This window comes from Bartonella sp. B10, assembly GCF_053794435.1.
Genome location: NZ_CP200030.1, coordinates 235,460 through 251,318, shown reverse-complemented (window position 1 = coordinate 251,318; position 15,859 = coordinate 235,460). Strand labels below are relative to the sequence as shown.

Annotated in this window: 13 protein-coding genes and 1 pseudogene; 4 read left to right on the top strand and 10 right to left on the bottom strand. The window is 35.5% G+C overall.

Going from position 1 to position 15,859, the window contains the following annotated elements; all coding sequences use genetic code 11:
* Window positions 1-65: 65 nt before the first annotated feature.
* From V3565_RS01105 to V3565_RS01070, 8 genes and pseudogenes are all read right to left on the bottom strand, one after another.
* Window positions 66-773, bottom strand: a complete 708-nt coding sequence (locus V3565_RS01105) for an ABC transporter permease (RefSeq protein WP_455478894.1) — start codon at window positions 771-773, stop codon at window positions 66-68.
* Entirely contained in the window at window positions 773-1,492 is a 720-nt protein-coding gene (locus V3565_RS01100; protein ID WP_455478503.1) for an ABC transporter permease, read from the bottom strand. The genes V3565_RS01105 and V3565_RS01100 overlap by 1 nt, the downstream gene beginning before the upstream one ends.
* Before the next feature lie 78 nt (window positions 1,493-1,570).
* Window positions 1,571-2,323, bottom strand: a complete 753-nt coding sequence (locus tag V3565_RS01095; protein ID WP_455478502.1) for a transporter substrate-binding domain-containing protein — start codon at window positions 2,321-2,323, stop codon at window positions 1,571-1,573.
* A 704-nt stretch (window positions 2,324-3,027) separates the two neighbouring features.
* On the bottom strand, window positions 3,028-3,828 hold the full coding sequence (locus tag V3565_RS01090) for a heme ABC transporter ATP-binding protein (protein WP_455478501.1): 801 nt from the start codon (window positions 3,826-3,828) through the stop codon (window positions 3,028-3,030).
* Window positions 3,825-4,916: a FecCD family ABC transporter permease gene (locus V3565_RS01085; RefSeq protein WP_455478500.1), complete on the bottom strand. Its 1,092-nt coding sequence runs from the start codon at window positions 4,914-4,916 to the stop codon at window positions 3,825-3,827. The genes V3565_RS01090 and V3565_RS01085 overlap by 4 nt, the downstream gene beginning before the upstream one ends.
* Before the next feature lie 23 nt (window positions 4,917-4,939).
* On the bottom strand, window positions 4,940-5,842 hold the full coding sequence (locus V3565_RS01080) for a heme/hemin ABC transporter substrate-binding protein (protein WP_455478499.1): 903 nt from the start codon (window positions 5,840-5,842) through the stop codon (window positions 4,940-4,942).
* A gap of 17 nt (window positions 5,843-5,859) precedes the next feature.
* Window positions 5,860-6,903 carry a hemin-degrading factor gene (locus tag V3565_RS01075; RefSeq protein ID WP_455478498.1) on the bottom strand — a complete coding sequence of 348 codons (1,044 nt, stop codon included), beginning with the start codon at window positions 6,901-6,903 and terminating at the stop codon, window positions 5,860-5,862.
* Between the two features lie 223 nt (window positions 6,904-7,126).
* Window positions 7,127-9,312 (bottom strand): annotated as a pseudogene (locus V3565_RS01070) (TonB-dependent hemoglobin/transferrin/lactoferrin family receptor).
* Between the two features lie 254 nt (window positions 9,313-9,566).
* Here V3565_RS01070 and V3565_RS01065 point away from each other — a divergent pair.
* On the top strand, window positions 9,567-10,352 hold the full coding sequence (locus V3565_RS01065) for an energy transducer TonB family protein (RefSeq protein WP_455478497.1): 786 nt from the start codon (window positions 9,567-9,569) through the stop codon (window positions 10,350-10,352).
* 84 nt (window positions 10,353-10,436) lie between these two features.
* Here V3565_RS01065 and V3565_RS01060 read toward each other — a convergent pair whose 3' ends face one another.
* Window positions 10,437-12,542: a lytic transglycosylase domain-containing protein gene (locus V3565_RS01060; protein WP_455478496.1), complete on the bottom strand. Its 2,106-nt coding sequence runs from the start codon at window positions 12,540-12,542 to the stop codon at window positions 10,437-10,439.
* 249 nt (window positions 12,543-12,791) lie between these two features.
* On the opposite strand from V3565_RS01060, the gene dapA reads away from it, so the two are divergent.
* Together dapA and smpB are read left to right on the top strand one after the other, a co-directional pair.
* Complete coding sequence (gene dapA / locus V3565_RS01055; RefSeq protein WP_455478495.1) at window positions 12,792-13,676, top strand: 4-hydroxy-tetrahydrodipicolinate synthase; 885 nt, start codon at window positions 12,792-12,794, stop codon at window positions 13,674-13,676.
* Window positions 13,677-13,685: 9 nt separating this feature from the next.
* A complete protein-coding gene (gene smpB, locus V3565_RS01050) occupies window positions 13,686-14,162 on the top strand; it encodes an SsrA-binding protein SmpB (protein ID WP_455478494.1) in 477 nt (158 codons plus the stop codon).
* Window positions 14,163-14,208: 46 nt separating this feature from the next.
* Here the strand turns inward: smpB and V3565_RS01045 are convergent, their stop codons facing one another.
* A complete protein-coding gene (locus tag V3565_RS01045) occupies window positions 14,209-14,877 on the bottom strand; it encodes a uracil-DNA glycosylase (protein WP_455478493.1) in 669 nt (222 codons plus the stop codon).
* A 566-nt stretch (window positions 14,878-15,443) separates the two neighbouring features.
* Between V3565_RS01045 and rpoZ the strand changes: the two genes are divergently transcribed.
* Window positions 15,444-15,842 carry a DNA-directed RNA polymerase subunit omega gene (gene rpoZ / locus V3565_RS01040; protein ID WP_455478492.1) on the top strand — a complete coding sequence of 133 codons (399 nt, stop codon included), beginning with the start codon at window positions 15,444-15,446 and terminating at the stop codon, window positions 15,840-15,842.
* The last annotated feature ends 17 nt before the right edge of the window (window positions 15,843-15,859 follow it).

Genomic DNA, 15,859 nt, shown 5'->3' with positions numbered 1-15,859 from the left:
CATTGATGAATGAACCGATTAATTTAATATTTTAGTTTAGTAAAGGCTTCTGCAATCTTTTTTGTTTATTGTAAATATTGAGTTAGTCTACGTTCTACAATAACAACAAAACGATGAATGGTTTCGACAATAAGAAGATAAATGAGAGCAGCCCAAATATAGACTTGAAAATCGAATGTGCGTGAATAAGTTAGCTTAGCAACTCCCATTAGATCATAAACAGTGACAAGTGATGCGATAGCGCTGGATTTTATCATTAATATAAATTCATTCCCTAATGGGCGTATAGCTACAATCATTGCTTGTGGAAAAATAACTCTAAAAAATGTTATAGAGTTACTTAATCCTAAGGCTTTTGATGCTTCGCGTTGTCCGGTTGCTACTGACAAAAAACTTCCTCTAAAAATTTCAGCCTGATAAGCAGCGGAATTAAGTGCAAAAATAAAAAGACAACAATACCATGCATTTTGGAAAAACCACCAGAGACCAACCTGTTTCCAAAAGTCACTCATTGATCCAAGTCCGTAATAAAAAAGGAATAATTGAGCCAATAAGGGAGATCCACGAAAAAAATAAACATAGGCATGCGCAATATACTGTAAAAATTTGTTTTTTGATAAACGTGCAAACGCAACAAGTATGCCAAGAAAAAAGCCAATAGAACAAGAAATAAAAACAAGCTCAAAAGTAACAATAAACCCGTCAATAAATTTTGATCCATAACGGTTTAAGAGGACAGGGTTGAAGAGGAAATGAAGCCATTCAGGTATCATCATACTGATACCTCTTTATATCCTGCTCGAGTACGTATTTCCAAATGGCGTAGAATTGTAGAAAAAAACGCAGAAAATAATAGATAGAGCGAGCATGCTACGAGATAGAATAACATAGGTTTACTGGTCGCTGCGACTGCTAAATTAGTTTGCCGCATAAGATCAACAAGTGAAATGGTTGAAACAAGGGATGTATCTTTAAGCAAGGTAAGCCAATTGTTAGAAAGTCCTGGTAAAGCGTTTCGGATAAGCTGAGGAAAGACAACACGAAAAAATGTAGTTGAGCGTGAAAGTCCTAAAGTTTTAGCTGCTTCGTATTGGCCTTTATCAAAAATGTTAAATGCTCCAAGCCAAATTTCACAAGAAAAGGCAGCAAGAACCATACTGAGGGCAAGAACACCAGCAACAAAAGCGTTTATACTGAATACTATTTCAATATTAAAATAATCAAAAATGGTTTGAATAACATTTTGTAAACCATAGTAAACTAAAAACAAAGTCAAAAGCTCTGGCAAGCTACGGAATATAGATGAAAAGAGAGCTGCGATGGTTCTGGCTGTCTTGATATCAGATCGAATCATTACTGCGCTTAAAAGACCCAAAGGAAATCCCAAGATTCCACAGCACAAAGCCAATGATAATGTTATTCCAGCACTAGAAAGTATAACCACACCCCATCCACCATTGCTAAATGATAGCAATGCTAAATTTTCAGTCATTTTAATACTCCTCAGAAAGATTTAGGTAATGGTTGTCTAGAAAGAAATAATTTGTTCAATTTTAGTTCATATTGATATTTAATAAATATCAAATGTAAAATATTTTCTCATAATTTGATCATAGGTTCCGTCTGCACGGATTTCTCTTATTGCTTCATTAAATTTATTTCTCAGATCGTTATTGTTTTGACGTATACCAATTGCAATGGGAAATTTTGTTCCTTGAAGGGTTCCAAGAAGTTTACAGCAGTTTTTGCCTTCATTTTCTAGCCAGCTTAATGCTTGCAATTTATCAAAGATAATTACATCAAGTCTATGACTTAAAAGATCACGACTGACCTCTATTGCTGTAGGATAAAGTTTGATATTTACTTCTTTCGAGGCATAATGATCTTCTGCATATGCAGCTTGTGTTGTATTTGATTGTACACCAAGATTCTTACCTTTAAAGGCTTTTGCTGATATTTCTTCAATTCCTGAATTTTTTGTAACAATTACAGCTAGAGAAGTGCTGTAGTAGGCATCTGTGAAGTCTATTTTCTGTAACCGTTCTTGTGTAGGAGCAAGAGAAGCAACAATAGCATCATATTTTTTTGAGAGAAGACCTAATATAATCCCATCGAAATCTTGAGTGATTATCGTACATTTAACATTCATTTTTTTACAAAGTGCGTAAGATATATCAATATCAAAACCATGGAGTTTGTTATTTGAGTCAATATAACTAAATGGAGGATAGGAGCCTTCACTCGCAATTTTTAGTGTTTTAGCACTTGCCAATTGTATGAATATTGTTGCGCTTGTTATGATGGCTACTGCTAATAGTTTCATTATGTTCTCCTGTTGGATAAGCGGGAAAATATTAGATCATTTTATTTTTATAATCTGTAAGTCTTTCTGGTAGCAATGTAAATTTATTATTGTTTAGTGTTCTGCTATTATGAGCAAAATAAAAAACAGTAAAGTCAATAAGTTATTTTTAGAGGAAATAACTCTTAGTCATTGATTTTATTATTTTTTCTCTTATACTCCTATGTTATTTTTTATTAGTTTCTTTCTACTTTTATCACAAGTGAACGTTTCATTTCTAACCAGTCTATTGTTAATTGCTGCAGATGGTTTAGGTAATAGAAAAAATAGCTGTTTAGAATTTATTTTGCGATAAATTAAAATTATCTTAAAGATTATTCTGACTTTTGTAGCAAGATCAGTTGTATGTACGGTTTGTAATGATAAGTGTTCAGGAAAGATAAAATTTTGCATTGATGTTAGTTTTGTAAGGTTGTAAATATGTAGTGTTGAGGAGATATCTGATACTATTCTTATCTTTATAAGTCTGATAATTCTCTTGTTAAAAGCCCTTTAAAGAAAATTTAATAAGCAATTGAAAATTATAATTTTAAAAAGTATTGTTACAAAGTTATGGAGGCACCGATTAACACGAAAGCAAAGAGTTTGTTGAGGTTCAGAAGGATGATTTAGACCTCATATGCATGATTTATATTATTAAGAGAAGCAAATCAGCATAAAATACGCTATTTCATTGGATATATGCCTGTTTGAGGAAGTACAAAAGGGACATTTGCTTTAGGCAATTCAGAAACGGTTAAGGAACAATGATAAGCATTGCGCAGGTTTTGTGTTGTTAAAACAGTTGAGGCACTTCCTTCACAATAAACTTCTCCCTGTTTTAGCAGTATCATTTTATCTGCATAATATGCAGCAAGATTTAGATCATGAAGAACAGCAAGAACCCCACCACCACAGTTAGCAAAATTTCTAGCAATATTCATAACAATAAGTTGGTGTTGGATATCGAGATTAGCGATAGGCTCATCTAATATCATCCAACGAGGGATTTTATTACAAACAGGTTCCCAAATTTGGCAAAGTACACGGGCAAATTGTACTCTGGCTTGTTCTCCACCTGATAATTGATGGTAATATTGATCACTATAATCGGCAAGACCAACTTGTTCCAAAGCTTTTTGAGGAAGATATCGTAATTCAGTTTTTTCTGTAGTAAATCGATTAGCAGAGATACCAAGCTCTACTACTTCATGGACTAAAAACGGAAATACTAAAGTTGTTGATTGTGGGAGTACTGCACGCATCGTTGCCATTTTATAAGCTTTTGTTTGGATAACGTCATAACCATTTAAAGTCATTTTTCCACGATATGGAATTTCTCCACTCAGAGCTTTAACAAAAGTACTTTTTCCTGATCCATTGGGACCAATAATGACGGTAAGATCACCACTTTTTGCTTCAAGATTTACATGGCTTAGAATCTGTTTTTTTCCGTGTTGAACACAGATATCAATTGCTTTTATCATGAAAAATGTTTCTCCCGTTTGCATATTAGGATCCAAAGGAAAAAAGGAGCACCAAAGAGTGCTGTAACGATTCCGATTGGCAATTCTGCAGGTGCGACAATTAGACGAGCAAACGTATCGGCAAAAATAAGTAATGATGCTCCTAAGAGAGCGGAGCAGGGAATAAGATAGCGGTGATCTGGACCTATCAGCTGACGTAAAATATGTGGAACAACAATACCTATAAAACCGATACCACCACTGACAGCAACAGCACTGCCACACATGAGGGCAACAAGAAAAATAGCAATATTTTTAACCCGTTGGATATGGAAACCAATATGAATAGCAACAGATTCTCCAAGAGAAAGAGCATTAAGTGCTCGTGATAAGAAAGGAGAAAAAAGAAGACCAACGCAAATGAAAGGTAAAACAAGCCAGACTTTTAACCATGTTGCTCCCGCAAGAGAGCCAAGATTCCAAAACGTAATATCACGTAATTGTTGGTCATTTGCGACAAAAATTAATGTTCCAATAACAGCACCACTCAAAGCACCTAGAGCAATACCTGCGAGAAGCATCGTTGCGATAGAGGTGCAATTACGACGTGTTGCTATTGAATAAAGGATAATTGTTGATAAAAGTCCACCAAAAAAGGCACCTATTATAACTTTGTAAGGTTCTATGTAAGGTAGTAGAAAAGGAACGAATGAAAATGGAAAGGCAATTCCAAGAACAATTGCTAAAATTGCTCCAAGACCTGCACCTGCAGACACACCAACAATTCCAGGATCTGCAAGAGGATTACGGAAAAGACCCTGCATGAGAACACCAGAAACAGCTAAAGCTGCTCCAACTAACAATCCCAAAATTACACGAGGAAGCCTTATATCAACAAATATAAGATAATCACGAGTTTTACTGCTCGTGGAGAAATTTTGTGTCAGTACTACATGAAGGAGATCAGTAAAAGAAGCATCTGATGCACCATTTAAGATTCCACCAAAAACACTAAATATGAGAAATATTACTAAGATTAATAATAAAATTTTTCCTAAGTGTGTACGGTTTGTTTTTTTATCTTTTTTTGTTTCAAATGTATGTAACATGAATCTACTGTCTGCTATTTTTATCAGCTTTTATCGTTTTCGCTTACACCATAGAGGAGATTAATAAGATCTTTTGATGCATTCGCAGTACGCGGACCAAATCCTAAAAGATACATAGCATCCATCTGTTTAATGGCACGATTTTTTGCTGCAGTTGTTGCTTGAATTGCTGGTATAGATAAAATTTTATCAATGTTAGAAGATCGACCACTATGTTTGATAAGTAAAATAACATCAGGATCTGATTTTAATAATGCTTCATTATTTAAAAGTTTGTATCCTTTATAATCAGAAATAGCATTAATGCCTCCTGAAAGCTTTATGATACCATCAGCAGCTGTACCAGTTCCAGATGCCATAACGCGCCCATTTTGCACGGATAAAACAAAAAGAACACGCTTTGGTTTCTGTATTTTTGCCAAAATTGCATCATTATCCATAAAATCACGGTTTACTTTTTCAATTAAGGCAGCTGCTTGCATTTCTCTATTAATAGCTTTACCAACAAGGCGAATTTTTTCTATTACGCTTTCGCGAGAGTAATTTTCTGGTACGATCACGATAGGTATTGATGTTTTTTTTAGAATATCAATTGTTGAAGGAGGACCACTTCCTTCAACAAGCAATATACCCTCTGGTGCTAATGATAAAACACCTTCTGGCGAAAGAGCACGCATATATCCAAGCACAGGAAGTTTCAGTGCTTCTTGTGGGTAGATGCTTGTACTATCACGGGCAACAAGTCGATCTTGAGCTCCTAATGCATAAACAATTTCTGTAAGTGCTCCACCAATAGAAACGATTCGTGCATTTTCAGGAAAGTAATTTGTAGGCTCAGCTATCACTGGTTTAGAAAAGTAGGTAAGAGAGAGAAATGCACAAACAAAAAAAGGGATCGAAAATCTATGCAAGAGAAGTGCACACATTGTACAATTTTGCCTTTCTAAACTATTTCTGTTTCTTGATTTGGGGGCAAACTATTCAATAAAGAACGCCAATTTTCACATTCTTGTTTACCTTCTTTTCGCATGCTAAAAAATTGAATAATCATCTCATCATTTTTATCAAAAACTTCAAGTGAACTGACATAACCATCGCGTGTAGGTTTGCGAACATGCCATACATTACTGATCTCAGAAACAAACAAATGCAGATGAAATTTTGGATCAAGAACATTAAGCCAAGGTCCAATGTGTTTGATGTTTTTTACTTTCCCACTAAAAATTTGGACACACCCCTCGTTACCAACAAAACACATAATTGGTATTTCTTTTTGTCCAACTTTATTGAGTATAATTTCAACAGCTTCTGTTTTTACCTCATTAGCAAATTCACTCCCAGCATATTTTACAGCATCATGCCGATTAATCTTAAATTTTGAAATAATACTACGAAGTTGATGCACATCAGTCATTTGTCTCCAATGATCACGGAACTGTTCAACATCCAATTTTTCTAGTTTACATTGGATTGAAGTAATAGCAGGTTGAATATCAAGAACGTGTGATTGATTATCATCAAGCAACTTTTCAACCAGTTTGTTCCATTCGTCCATATTTGTTGAATCTTTAGAATAGACCTTAAAGATTGCAGAGCCACATTGACTAAAGAATTGTAAACTCTTCATGGGCTTTTCGTGAATGACCACATCATATTGGAAACCAAATTTCCATTGTTTTGGAAAAATACGTAGATCAATTTCACCGAGCGTAATTGGGATGGACTTGCTTTGAACAATTTTCTCAAAACGTCCTGTTATTTCGTGAACAGCGTGTTTATTCCTTGTTAGCACCATAACTGTTCCAAGCTTAGAGGCGTTTTCTAAGAGAACAGTTACATCAGCGCGCAGTCTTTTTGCTTTCCCAATTGTACAATAGGCTGCTATGAGCTCTGCCTCAGATATACCAATAGAAGCTGCAAAATCACGATTACTCATCTCTTTTTTTTCTGCATGCAGATTAAGTATCGTTTCAGCTGTATATAACATGTATTTTTCCTATATTATCTACGAAAGCAAATCTGTTTGATAAACTTTAAGTAATTTGTTCAACTATTTCTAATAACTAGTCAAATTAACTATAAAATTGACCTACGCTATAAATAAAAAACAACAAAAACTCATAAAGTAATAACTATTCAATATTTCACTTCAAGTTTTTGTTGTTTAAAATAATTTAATAATAGAAACTAAACAATTTATTCTTTAGTAACTAAAATTTTTGCACAAACGATACTTTAAAATTACGACCAGGTTGACTGTAATAATCTTTCGATGGAAGGGTACCTCGAGAAGAACTGGAAGGAAAATCTGATACGTTCCAGTATTTTGTATTCAAAATATTGTAAACACCAGCTCTTACAATAGGCCCTTTTTCACCGAAAGGTTTCCACCAACCTAATACATCAACAACATTGTATCTTGGAATTTCTTGATACTCTGGTTGTTTAGCTTTTTCACGTTTAAGAGATGCAGATGAAGTGAGAATAATATCTGCCCCCAAGATTCTTTTGCATATCCTAATCCAATAACGGTTTTTAAAGCTGGAATTGATTCAATAGGTGTGTCTTTATCGAGATCTTTTCCTTTAGAATAGGCAAGAGAAAAATTGCTGCGAAAGCCACTATCAAGAATCAAATGTGCTTTTGTTTCAACACCCAAAATACGCACACGTGAACGATTAATATAATGCTGACGCGCAAACTTGAATTCTTCTGACGGACCTTTATCGATAGTGTCTATAAAATTCTTATATTGGTTAACAAAGGCATTGACAGACCCACCAAAAATTTTATCTCCATATTTTATTCCTATATCATATCCATTACTTGTTTCTGACTTAAGGTCAGAACTTCCCTTCACATAATAAAGAGAAGGCTTTGTGTAGGAAAGATAAAGTTCAGAAACACGCGGTGCACGAAAAGCCTGCGCCCATTGGGCATAGAAAGTAACTTGATCATAAGTATCCAATTCCATACGTAACTTAGGAGAAAAATGTGAACCACTTCTAATTGGAGGATACTTATCAGGACCTAGCGCTTTTTCGTAAGAAGGCGTTTTTTGAGGAGTATGTTTATACCAATCATAACGTACTCCAGGCGTTATACGAAAACTGTTATGAGAAAATCCCATTTCATTTTCAAAAACAAAACCAAAACCATGACTATTTGTATCTGGTGACTCTGATCGATTTGCGGGTAAAAAAGCACATCCACGTGCATTTTCAGCTAAATGACAATTGTCCTTACCTAACATGTAATGATGAAACTTAGATGACAGAATGTTAGTAGCAAACGATAATTTATGACTAACGGTGCCAATATCCACTTTTTTGATAGCATTGGCATTAAAACCATAATTTGTGTCAAATAAAAGATTGTCTCTTAAATAATCACCTTGTGGTGGTCTGATACGATGAGCATTCAGAATATGATTATTTAACTGCTTTTGCCAATATAGCTGTCCATGAAACGTATCTAAAATAGCCTGACCATCACCACTATAATCGTAAGAAAGAGAAAAACGTTTACGGTACTTATTTTCTTGATCATAAACGGAACCTGGGGTGTAGCTTGAAGATGCATTCAAAGAATGAGTATTTCTCTCATGACTGAAGCGTTCCGCTGTAAAACCAAGCCTATGGTTGTCATTAACATACTGATGAATTTTAAAAAGCAAATTCTTTTGATCAAAAGTAGAAGGGTTTTTACGGGTACGTTCACTATAACCATCTATTGTGCCCATATTTTTACGCTCATGTCCTTTCATAAGGGATCCTTGAAAGAGAAAGAACGTTTGTTGAGCACGTACCGCAACAGCTTGATCTACTCGCCAACTATTATCAACAGAATTATAACCACCCTTTAGAAGACTACCCCAACTCTTTCCTTCGGTGATAATGTTTTCAGGATCAAGAGTGCGTAAAGCGACAATACCTCCTAGTGCCCCTGACCCATAAAGACTAGAATCTGATCCTTGAATAATATCTAGTGTGGAAAGAGAACCAAAATCAAACGTTGTATTTCCACCTTTTCCACGCACTATATCATCAAACCATGGAACAACAATACCATCCATCGTTGTAAGAACACGATTTGCATCTAAACCACGAATCATAAAACTGCTATTTTTAGGGTTGTAAGCTACTGATGGATCAAGACGATTAATATCGTTAGCATCACTTATTTGCTTTTCATAAATATCTTTAGCGGTTTTTCGATCAGTTAAAATGGTTACTGAATTTAAATCAGTTGCCTTTTTTCCTTTAATAACAATTGGCTTAAGCTCAGTTACAACACCTTTATTGTTGCTTGTTGCGAAAACAAATGAGGGGATACAAACTGATAACATACTTAAAATTATACAGCTTTTATAGATATTTTTTCGTCTTATTCGCATAACACATCATAACCTTTTTCTTCAGAATACTCCCCTCTTAACTTGAAATTGTATGTTCAAAAACATCCACTTCGCCGATCACAAATTTAGCAAATTATAGCCAAGTAAAAATGATTTGATATCAATACAAAATTATGGAAGGACAATATTAAACATGATAAAATCAGTCAAGAAAAAAGTTGCAATTTTGAAATTGCTTGTTTTAATAGACTTGAATACAAAATACTTAGCTTAAGGTAGTGGCGGAAAAAACTATGAATTTTGCAAATACTAGGCGATTATCAACTCTTTGGGTTGGAGCATTTATTGGTGCTTGCTTTTTGCATGCGGCATTAGGGGCGCAGTTTTATTTTCGAAATACTGGTGTGGGCAATAACGGTATGCTTGCGCCGGTGATTATGCTTACTTTTGCTCAAGAGGTTGTAGATCCGGATATGCGTACAGAGTTGCTGAATTCTGATACAGATTTATCATATATCAACACGGATCAAGAAGCATTGCAGTCTGATTTTTTAGAACAAAAAACGAAGGCATCAGAATCAGTTGATCAAGTACAACCAGAAGATTTTCAGAATACTGTAGAAAAGGATGATTTTATTGTACCTAAGCCTTTGAAAAAATCCCTGCCATCTGGAATAGAGCATAAAGAATTTGTAAAAAAACAGGTACCACAACAAAAGATTATCGTGAAGCAGCTTGATACAGAAGTGATACCTTCGTCTATCGTTAGCCATAATGGTAATGCAGCAACACTTGAAAGTGCGTTATTGGCAGAATGGTTAGAAAAAGTACAAGCACAATTAGAAAAGCAAAAAAATTATGTTGTAAGCCAGCGTACAAGTCATACAAAAGGAACGGTGCAATTAGAATTTAGAGTACACAAAAAGGGGAACATTTTTTCCAGCCGTGTTGCACGTTCTGCGGGGGATCAGGGACTTGATCGCTTAGCTATGGCAGCACTTCAAAGAGTGGGTACTTTTCCACCACCACCACAATCACAGGTAGACAAGATTATAAGAGTATCTTTGATATTTAGCTAATTTTATAGTTTTCTTGGCGCTGTCGTGTTACGAATGGAAAAGAAGAGTAAAGAGTCTTTTTCTGCAAGGTAAATCTTACTGTTTCTATCTTCCAGAAATAAGGTCATTTTTTATATCTGTTGTTCCGATAAGTCTAGATTTGTAAACTTCGTAATTTTCCATGACCCGCATAACGTAATTACGTGTTTCTGCATAAGGGATTCGTTCAATCCAATCTATGACTTTATCAAGAGACTGTCTCCGAGGATCACCGTAACGTTTTATCCATTCTTCAACTCGGCGAGAACCTGCATTGTAACTAATAAGAGTTAATATATAAGATCCGTTAAAACGTTCCAACTGTTCACTTAAAAAATAAGCACCTAATGTAATATTGTAACCGGCATCATTATGAAATTTTTGAGGAGACCACGTGATTGAATATTTGTTTGCAAGTTCTTTTGCTGTTGTAGGAAGCAATTGCAGGATGCCTCGCGCGCCTGCTGTTGATACAGCTGTTGGATTAAATTCGCTTTCTTGGCGTGCAATGGCATAGACAAGTGCTTTGTCTATTGTAGAAATGTTTGTGGACGCTGGAATAGCACCGATAGGATGGGAAAGTGCACCAACATTTTTACCTCGAAAAACTGCAGTTTTTCCAATTTTAAGGCTGGTATAATAGTCTCCATTTTTTTCTGCCATAACAGCGAGAAGGGCTAATTCACCTGGACTTTCTATTGTTTCACTAAGCTCTTTATAAAAAAATTTAGCAAAATTACTATAGCCAGCTGCTTCAAGCCGTTGTATTGCTTTAGTGGCTTTTCGCGCGCTAAAACGTTGTCGCTCTGCGTTTGTTGGTTTTGGAAAGAAGAATTTAAGTTGTTTTTTGTTAAGCCGTGAAGCTGCTAATTGACCATAATAAGTAGCACCAAAATAAGCAGCGCGATGAAAATAATTCTGGGCATTGTTATGTTCACCTAAAATTTCTGCTGATCGTCCCATCCAATAGTATCCACGGGATATTGAAAGAGGTTTAGAAGATAACTTCAGAATCCGTGAAAAATGGTACATTGCCAATTTGGGGTCATTAAGAAATCGTAGTGCGTACCATCCTGCATGAAATTCAGCATCGACTGCTAACGAAGATAATGTACCGGTGTGGCTTGCAACGAGCTGATAAGCCATTTTAGGCTTGTTTAAATCAAGCATTTCACGAGAGAGTGCACGTCGTTCTATCCACCATGCATCAGAATTGAGAAGACTTGATGTATCTCTCGGTGTTTTCATCATGAGCGCTGTTGCTGCGCTGTATTGCCCTGTTCGTCGTAAATAGCGAATTTGAGCAAATTGTAAAAGAGGATCTTGTTTCCATGAGCGATCAATAACTTGTAATTTTTGTGCAGCTCTAGGATCATTTTTTTCTACAGCAACAAAAACATCAAAAAGAGATTGAGCATGGGCTAATTTTGCGACTCGTTTGGCTGATTCAATTTGCTGTGCATACAGCATAAATTGCATCCGTTTCAGATGATCAATAGGCTTTAATGCAGCACTTGCATTTTTTAGAATAAGTTCTTCTTCTTTTACATTAAGCTTCACTTTATACCACCATGGAGCTATTATGTTTCGTGCACGGGTGGTTTGTCCAGTTGTGATAAAAGCTTTAGCTAGTGCAGCCATACCTTGTGCCGTAAGAGGAGAGTGATGAGCAAATTTTTCAATGATCACATGTGCGGAATTTGCTTCATTGACGAAAGCGCGTTCAGCATTGTGTCTCATGGTAGTTATACCTGGCCATCCTTTGAGGTCGTTGATCGCATTGAATATTTCAGAACTTGGTACATTGGTACAATTTGAGATGCCAATCGCCCATGTCAAAATCTGACGATCAAGATTATTTTGTTCCATTGAATTACGGATAGTTATTGTTTTTGCAATGTTATTGTTTGAGAGTGTGTCTAGGCCAGATTTAAGTTGATGAAGCGTGGTAGTATTGCTGGTTGTAGAAATATTATCATTTATTGGGTAAATCTGTTTTATCAGCTTTTTAAATTTTTCTTGTGTGGCAAATGTTGTAGGGCGAGACAAAGGGATTGGTATTTTTTCGTGCAACAAGATTGTTTGTGCAAATGCATTTGAAAATAAAATTGTTGCTACTTGGATAAATAAAGTAAAAGTTAGTGCAGAAATGGGAACGTAAGATACATGCATATAGGAAAAACCTTAAGGCTTCACTTTGAACTTGAGACCTTAGAATTTTAAAATAAAAGCATGAAAAACGGGTTAATGTATGATTGATAGTTTAGATGAGGTATTTAGAATCAAAAAAGATGTATACTGGCCTTGTGGATAATTTTGTGAAATTCATCTTGCTTCGATGGTGGAGCAAGATTATGCTTTTTGTTGATAATTTGTAAAGGCCATTATTTTTAATAAAGATAACATTACAGGGAGGTTATCATGCTCAAGGGAGCTTTAACTGCGCTTATCACGCCGTTTGATAAAAATGGTGTTGTTGATGAAGAAGCGTTTTGCAATTTTGTCGAGTGGCAGATCACACAAGGTATTAATGGTGTAGTCCCTGTTGGAACAACTGGTGAATCAGCAACATTAAGCCATGAAGAACATAAGAAAATTATAGAATTATGTGTTGAGCAGGTTGCAAAACGTGTTCCTGTTGTGGCTGGGTCAGGGTCAAATAGCACAAGTGAGGCTATAGAGTTTGCACAGCATGCAGAAAAAACGGGTGCAGATGCAGTTTTAGTTGTGACTCCTTATTATAACAAACCTAACCAGCGTGGTTTATACACGCATTTTTCTTCTGTTGCGAAATCTATTTCTATCCCTATTATAATTTATAATATCCCTGGGCGTTCTGTTATCGATATGGATATAGAAACTATGAAAGATCTTTGTCGAGACTTTAAAAATATTATTGGTGTTAAGGATGCAACAAGCAGGATTGAGCGTGTTAGTGAACAACGTGAAAAATGTGGTAAGGATTTTTTACAACTTTCTGGTGATGATTGTACAGCATTAGGTTTTAATGCATGTGGGGGAGTGGGATGTATTTCAGTCTCATCTAATGTTGCTCCGAAACTTTGTGCAGAGCTTCATGCTGCTTGTTACCGTGGTGATTATAAAATAGCACTGGAATTAAATGACCGCTTGATGCCTCTCAATCGTGCTGTGTTCATTGAGCCGAATCCCGCAGGTATTAAATATGCAGCTGCAAAGTTGAAGTTGTGTGGCGATACTGTTCGTTCACCTATCGTTCCGTTGTTGGATACTACGAAAAGGAGTATTGATGCGGCTTTGAAATATGCTGGTCTTCTTAAAGAATGATATGTCGCCATGAATAAAAAAAAGAACGCGCCTATACGAAGAATAATTGCTGATAATCGTAAAGCTCGTTTCAATTTCGAAATTCTTGATAATCTGGAAGCCGGTCTTGTACTTCAGGGAACAGAAGTGAAGTCTTTACGTTCTAATCATGCTAATATTGCTGAAAGTTATGCTAGCTTTGAGAATGGGGAGTTGTGGTTAGTTAACAGTTATATTCCTGAATATACGCAGGCTAATCGTTTTAATCATGAATCTCGTCGTTTGCGTAAGCTATTGATTTCAAAACGTGAAATGGTGCGTTTTTTTAATGCAACTTCTCGTGAAGGAATGACGCTTGTTCCGCTTAAACTTTATTTTAATGAACGAGGATGTGCTAAATTAGAGATTGCTCTAGCGCGTGGAAAAAAACTTTATGATAAACGTGAAACAGAAAAAAAACGTGATTGGGGACGTGAGAAAGCGAGGCTTTTAAAAAAATATGGATGACCAAATGATTGGTTTATATATATTTTTTGTATAATTTCTGATAATTTCAGCATTGATCTAAATGTGTTTTTGCTGCTTGAAAAACTTGATGGAACATAGCATTCGTCAAACGTCCGGTGTTAGTATTATAACGTGAGCAGTGATAACTTGAAAAGATGCGCAGTTTTCCAATGTTACTTATTTTCCCGTGTCCAAAAGGGTGCGCTGAAATTTTTGAATTTAAAGCACGTAAAGTCGAGTGGTGAGCAATGGTGCCAAGAGTGATAACGGCTTTAAGTTTTGGAAGATTTGTTAAAAGAGGTGAAAAGAAATATCGGCAGGTATTTATTTCAGCACCAGTGGGTTTATTTTCTGGTGGGACACAACGAACTGAGTTAACAATTGCTGCATCAACAAGTTTAAGATTGTCATCTGCTTTTTCTTCGAAAGTACCTTGTGCAAAGCCGAATTTTTTTAAAGTAGAATAAAGTAATTGTCCTGCATAATCACCAGTAAATGGTCGTCCAGTTCGGTTTGCTCCACGTAATCCGGGAGCAAGTCCGACAATAAGAAGGCGTGTTGTCGCAGCACCTTTATAAGGAAAAAATGGACTTACTGGCGCATTATGCCAACTTGGTTCTTTTACACGCCAATCGGCTATAAATTTATGTAAGCGAGGGCATAAATTGCAATTTTGTGGAGGTTCTGGGCAAAGCGATTTTAATTGGCTATTCATATTGGCAATTATTAATTATTCGTTATGAAAAATCTCATTGAGTCATTTATGCAAAACTTATGGCCTATCATGTTTTTATAAACAACCTTGTAATCAATATAGAAGGGTTTTTCATGACATATTAACATAAAATCATTATCGATTATTTTTATAAAGATAGGAAATTGTTTGGTGACTTATTTTAACAAATAATATGTTAGTTAATACAGAGTTCGATAAGATAAATTTTTTTATTTTTAATGAATATGTTGTTTCAGAAAATGTTAATAAATTTGAGTACTTGGTATAACCTTAAAGGATCCATTTTCCCTAAACAGCAGTAGTTGTCAATGAGCGTATCTCTAATGTTACTAAAGTTTTTAAACTGCTTTAATAGTCAAGTAGTCTTTAATAATTAATTTTGAATAGGTTATATGCCTTTTTGTGAATCTTCTAAGAATTTTATCAAATAAATTTCTTTAGCAAAAAATATTAAAGATTATGTTGTTTTTCTTGTGTTTTATTCGAATTATTGTATATAATGAACGTCCATTATTGAGTTTTTAATCTTTAAGAAAGGGGCGCAAATGGCCCGCGTAACTGTAGAAGATTGTATTGATAAAGTTGACAACCGCTTTGAGCTAGTGCTTTTGGCTGGGCATAGGGCACGTCAGATTTCACAGGGTGCACAGATCACAATTGATCGTGATAATGATAAGAATCCTGTTGTTGCTTTACGTGAGATAGCAGAAGAAACGCTGTCATCTGCTGATTTAAAAGAGGACCTTATTCATTCTTTGCAAAAACACGTGGAGGTGGATGAACCAGAAGTGGCGAGTGAGTTTATTTCTCATTCAGGTGAGGCTGATGGTGTTTTTAGTGCATCTTCAGAAGAAGAGGGGTGTTCATTTGATGATATGTCAGAAGAAGATCTTTTAGCAGGTATTGAGGGTTTGGTTGTTCCAGAAAAGAGTGATGATTATTGATTCACAGCATGAGAATT